The following is a 5914-nucleotide window of genomic DNA, read 5'->3' on the forward strand; positions in this document are numbered from 1 at the left end:
TCGTATTAGAGAGGTTTGGGCTTTTACTAGGTTTGGCGGTGACCTACTCTCCCGGGGCTTAAGCCCAAGTACCATTGGCGCGGCAGTGCTTAACTTCCGGGTTCGGTATGGGACCGGGTGTTTCACTTGCGCTATGACCACCAAACCGAGGAAAAGCCCCCGTCGCTCTTTTTGCTTAGCAAAAAGGCGACGAGCAGGAGGCAGCGTATTCGCGAAGCGGATGCGCGGTCCTGCCCGGTTATAGTATCAACCAACATCGCGGCTTGGCGCTACGACGTTATCCATTGTCAAGGTTGGTGTATGCTTCTGGTCTTGTCTTTCCATTACTGGATCAAATCAAGCCTATCGGGCGATTAGTACCGGTCAACTGAACGCATTACTGCGCTTACATCTCCGGCCTATTGACGTGGTGGTCTTCCACGGCCCTCAGGGAGACCTTGTTTTGAGGGGGGCTTCCCGCTTAGATGCCTTCAGCGGTTATCCTGTCCGATCATAGCTACCCAGCACTGCCGTTGGCACGACAACTGGTCCACCAGTGGATCGTTCACCCCGGTCCTCTCGTACTAGGGGCAACTCCTCTCAAGTCTCCTACACCCACGGCAGATAGGGACCGAACTGTCTCACGACGTTCTAAACCCAGCTCACGTACCTCTTTAAACGGCGAACAGCCGTACCCTTGGGACCTGCTCCAGCCCCAGGATGAGATGAGCCGACATCGAGGTGCCAAACACTGCCGTCGATATGGACTCTTGGGCAGTATCAGCCTGTTATCCCCGGCGTACCTTTTATCCGTTGAGCGATGGCCCTTCCACTCGGGACCACCGGATCACTATGGCCGTCTTTCGACTCTGCTCGACTTGTCAGTCTTGCAGTCAGGCTGGCTTCTGCCATTGCACTCAACGAGCGATTTCCGACCGCTCTGAGCCAACCTTCGCGCGCCTCCGTTACGCTTTAGGAGGCGACCGCCCCAGTCAAACTACCCGCCACGCAGGGTCCCGGATCCGGATAACGGACCGCGGTTAGACATCAAGCAGAACAAGGGTGGTATCTCAAGGGAGGCTCCACCGGAACTGGCGTCCCGGTTTCAAAGCCCACCACCTATCCTGCACATGTTGTGCCTGATGCCAGTGCGAAGCTGTAGTAAAGGTGCACGGGGTCTTTCCGTCTAACCGCGGGAAGCCTGCATCTTGACAGGCAATTCAATTTCGCTGAGTCGATGTTGGAGACAGCGGGGAAGTCGTTACGCCATTCGTGCAGGTCGGAACTTACCCGACAAGGAATTTCGCTACCTTAGGACCGTTATAGTTACGGCCGCCGTTTACCTGGGCTTCAATTCAAGGCTCTCACCTCTCCTTTTAACCTTCAGGCACCGGGCAGGCGTCAGACCCTATACGTCGTCTTGCGACTTCGCAGAGCCCTGTGTTTTTAATAAACAGTCGCCACCCCCTGGTTTGTGCCCCCAGCCCCTAGTTGCCTAGGAACCGGGCCTCCTTCTCGCGAACTTACGGAGGTATTTTGCCGAGTTCCTTCAACATCGTTCTCTCAAGCGCCTTGGTATGCTCTACCAGTCCACCTGTGTCGGTTTAGGGTACGGTCTGATGGAGGGCTATTTCCAGGAACTGCTCAGCAGCCCAACCAATCCGATAAGGTTGAACTACACCTGCAATCCGTCACATCCTCCTGGCTCAGGAATATTAACCTGATTCCCATCGCCTACGCCTTTCGGCCTCGGCTTAGGGGCCGGCTTACCCTGCTCAGATTAGCTTTAAGCAGGAACCCTTGGACTTTCGGCGAGAGTGTCTCTCACACTCTTTGTCGCTACTCATGTCATCATTCTCACTAGTGATCTCTCCACGGGATCGCTCACGCGCCCGCTTCATCGAAAAGATTCAGATCCTCCATGGCGCTCCGAAGAACGCTAAAGAGGATAAATCTTATGTCACACTACGCTCTGCTACCGATGCTTACGCATCCCTAGACTTCGGCTCATGGCTTGAGCCCCGTTACATCTTCGCCGCAGGACAACTTATTTAGACCAGTGAGCTGTTACGCTATCTTTAAAGGATGGCTGCTTCTAAGCCAACCTCCTGGTTGTTTTGGTCGTCCCACCTGCTTTCCCACTTAGCCATGAATTGGGGGCCTTAGTCGTAGGTCAGGGTTGTTTCCCTCTCCACTACGGACGTTAGCATCCGCAGTGTGTCTGCCATCTAGTACTCCCGGGTATTCGGAGTTTGGTTAGGATCAGTAAGCCTGTGGGGCCCCATTACCCATCCAGTGCTCTACCCCCCGGGGTATTCGGATGACGCTCTACCTAAATAGATTTCGCAGAGAACCAGCTATCTCCGAGTTTGATTGGCCTTTCACCCCTAGGCACAGCTCATCCCGATCTTTTTCAACAGATGTGGGTTCGGCCCTCCAGTAAGTGTTACCTTACCTTCAGCCTGGCCATGCCTAGATCACTCGGTTTCGGGTCTGATCCCACGAACTCATACGCCCTATTAAGACTCGCTTTCGCTACGCCTACACCTAACGGCTTAAGCTTGCTCGTAAGACCAAGTCGATGACCCATTATACAAAAGGTACGCCGTCAGCTCGCAAGGAGCCTCCGACTGATTGTAGGCGTTCGGTTTCAGGTACTGTTTCACTCCCCTCGTCGGGGTGCTTTTCACCTTTCCCTCACGGTACTGGTTCGCTATCGGTCAGCAAGGAGTACTTAGCCTTCGAAGGTGGTCCTCCGATCTTCAGACAGAATTTCACGTGTTCCGCCCTACTTAATACGTCCGTCAAAGCTTCGAATACGGGGCTGTCACCCGCTATGGCCATGCTTCCCAACATGTTCTTCTCACTTATCCGGCTCGGCTGGTCCCCGTTCGCTCGCCGCTACTAGGGGAGTATCAATTGATGTCCTTTCCTCCGGGTACTTAGATGTTTCAGTTCCCCGGGTTTGCTCTTAAAACCCTATGTATTCAGGTCTTAAGTACCTGTTTAAGAACCCTATTAAATACCGAAGTAATAATAGAGAACTTTCAGGTGGGTTGCCCCATTCAGAAATCCATGGATCAAAGCTTATTCTCAGCTCCCCATGGCTTATCGCAGAGTATCACGTCTTTCATCGCCTCTTGCTGCCAAGGCATTCACCAAACGCCCTTCTCGCGCTTGATTTGATCCAGAAAAAGAAAGACACGACCTTTTTTGTCCTACCGCCTAATCGGCTACTTGAGGACATGAACTCTTCCGGCCTTCGGCCTTCACAGTTCGGGGTCGGATCAATCGAGACCGCCCAGCTGGTAACTAAAGGCAGTCATTCTTCTGAACCAAAAGCATACTTTCCCGCCTTCCATCCTGGAACCCATGCTGCCGATGTCGGTCGGCCCCACATGGAGGATAGAAGACATGTAGGTTTCAGCAGCCCATCGAGGCCTGCCAAAACCTGCTCACTTGTCTTCTTACGAAGAAAGTGAGGGGTTAGTGTACTTGACTTGGACAACTCTGTTCGTTTCAGCCGGGATATTCAAAGCAGGGCGAGGAAACACCCCAAATCGAACCTCCTCACTATGTGTGCTACCGCCTATTCGGCTACTTGAGCACGTGAGGACCAACTGAGATCAACGCCACACTCGGCGTCCATCAAACAGTGTTGATTGATTTCTCTCTATACGATTTCAAATGATCTCCGAAGGAGATCGTTTGGGTGCGAGGCAGCGTATCTTCGAAGAAGATGCGCGGTCGCACTCCGTAGTCTGTAAGAACAGACATCTCAGCATTCCTAAAAATGCTCAAAAACCTGCTCTCTTTGGATAACCCTCACCATGACGAGCGAAGCGAGGAATGGTGGAGCCTAGGAGGATCGAACTCCTGACCTCCTGAATGCAAATCAGGCGCTCTCCCAGCTGAGCTAAGGCCCCATCTTTTTTGGCCTACCGCCTATTCGGCTACTTGAGGCCGCATTTGGCGCCGATGCTACGCATCTCTGCCAAATCGCTATACTCAAAGGACAGTCCCCGTGGGTCGATGCCCGTGTCGCCCGCAGGGTCGAAGACCCGAGGACGCACAAATCATAAATCCGACGAGATCCACCACGACGAGCGAAGCGAGGAAGTGGTGGGTCGAGGAGGACTTGAACCTCCGACCTCACGCTTATCAGGCGTGCGCTCTAACCACCTGAGCTACCGACCCAGCTGATTTTGCCCCGCAAAATCGGCGTCGCCCGGCAGGCGATTTGCAAAGCAAATCTGCCGAGAGGGCCAGCTTGCCTTAAGCAAAACCGATCTGCATGAGCAGTAGCTCACGCTATGTTCTGAAGAGATATGAGGACGGCTCGGCTCTACAGTGTCCTACCGCCTATTCGGCTACTTGAGGACCTGTTGAGTTTGACCAACTTTGTTTGTTGATCTTCTGCTAAGTGTTTCACGATCAAGAGCAAGCTCAAGATGCTAGAAACATCCTTAGAAAGGAGGTGATCCAGCCGCAGGTTCCCCTACGGCTACCTTGTTACGACTTCACCCCAGTCGCTGATCCTACCGTGGTCCGCTGCCTCCAAAAGGTTAGCGCACGGCCGTCGGGTAGAACCAACTCCCATGGTGTGACGGGCGGTGTGTACAAGGCCCGGGAACGTATTCACCGCGTCATGCTGTTACGCGATTACTAGCGATTCCGACTTCATGGGGTCGAGTTGCAGACCCCAATCCGAACTGAGATGGTTTTTGGGGATTAACCCACTGTCACCACCATTGTAGCACGTGTGTAGCCCAACCCGTAAGGGCCATGAGGACTTGACGTCATCCACACCTTCCTCCCGCTTATCACGGGCAGTTTCCATAGAGTGCCCAGCCGAACTGCTGGCAACTAGGGATGTGGGTTGCGCTCGTTGCCGGACTTAACCGAACATCTCACGACACGAGCTGACGACAGCCATGCAGCACCTGTCACCGAGTCACCGAAGTGAAAGGCCCATCTCTGGACCGGTCCCGGGATGTCAAGGGTTGGTAAGGTTCTGCGCGTTGCTTCGAATTAAACCACATGCTCCACCGCTTGTGCGGGCCCCCGTCAATTCCTTTGAGTTTTAATCTTGCGACCGTACTCCCCAGGCGGAATGCTTAATCCGTTAGGTGTGTCACCGAATAGCATGCTACCCGACGACTGGCATTCATCGTTTACGGTGTGGACTACCAGGGTATCTAATCCTGTTTGCTCCCCACACTTTCGCACCTCAGCGTCAGTATCGAGCCAGTGAGCCGCCTTCGCCACTGGTGTTCCTCCGAATATCTACGAATTTCACCTCTACACTCGGAATTCCACTCACCTCTCTCGAACTCTAGACCGATAGTTTTGGAGGCAGTTCCGGGGTTGAGCCCCGGGATTTCACCCCCAACTTTCCGATCCGCCTACGTGCGCTTTACGCCCAGTAATTCCGAACAACGCTAACCCCCTCCGTATTACCGCGGCTGCTGGCACGGAGTTAGCCGGGGTTTCTTTACCTGCTACCGTCATTATCTTCACAGGCGAAAGAGCTTTACGACCCTAAGGCCTTCATCACTCACGCGGCATGGCTGGATCAGGGTTGCCCCCATTGTCCAAGATTCCCCACTGCTGCCTCCCGTAGGAGTCTGGGCCGTGTCTCAGTCCCAGTGTTGCTGATCATCCTCTAAAACCAGCTATAGATCGTAGGCTTGGTAGGCCATTACCCCACCAACTACCTAATCTAACGCGGGCTAATCCTTTGGCGATAAATCTTTCCCCCGAAGGGCTCATACGGTATTACTCTCCGTTTCCAGAGGCTATTCCGTACCAAAGGGCATATTCCCACGCGTTACTAACCCGTCCGCCGCTCACCCCGAAAGGCGCGCTCGACTTGCATGTGTTAGGCCTGCCGCCAGCGTTCGTTCTGAGCCAGGATCAAACTCTCAAGTTGAAA

Annotated in this window: 2 tRNA genes and 3 rRNA genes; all 5 read right to left on the reverse strand. The window is 53.7% G+C overall.

Annotated features, from left to right (window positions below):
* Positions 1 to 30: 30 nt before the first annotated feature.
* The 5 genes from rrf to GOX45_RS21820 all read right to left on the reverse strand — a co-directional run bounded on the left by rrf (position 31) and on the right by GOX45_RS21820 (position 5911).
* Positions 31 to 145: ribosomal RNA gene (rrf, locus tag GOX45_RS21800) — 5S ribosomal RNA — on the reverse strand.
* Positions 146 to 332: 187 nt separating this feature from the next.
* Positions 333 to 3162, reverse strand: a 23S ribosomal RNA gene (locus tag GOX45_RS21805).
* Positions 3163 to 3829: 667 nt separating this feature from the next.
* Positions 3830 to 3905 (reverse strand) — tRNA-Ala (locus GOX45_RS21810).
* 194 nt (positions 3906 to 4099) lie between these two features.
* Positions 4100 to 4176, reverse strand: a tRNA-Ile gene (locus tag GOX45_RS21815).
* A gap of 273 nt (positions 4177 to 4449) precedes the next feature.
* Positions 4450 to 5911, reverse strand: a 16S ribosomal RNA gene (locus GOX45_RS21820).
* Together the 16S, 23S and 5S rRNA genes with 2 tRNA genes alongside form the textbook arrangement of a ribosomal RNA operon.
* Between the last annotated feature and the right edge of the window lie 3 nt (positions 5912 to 5914).

The organism is Ruegeria sp. HKCCD7255, from assembly GCF_013031565.1.
GTDB lineage: Bacteria > Pseudomonadota > Alphaproteobacteria > Rhodobacterales > Rhodobacteraceae > Ruegeria.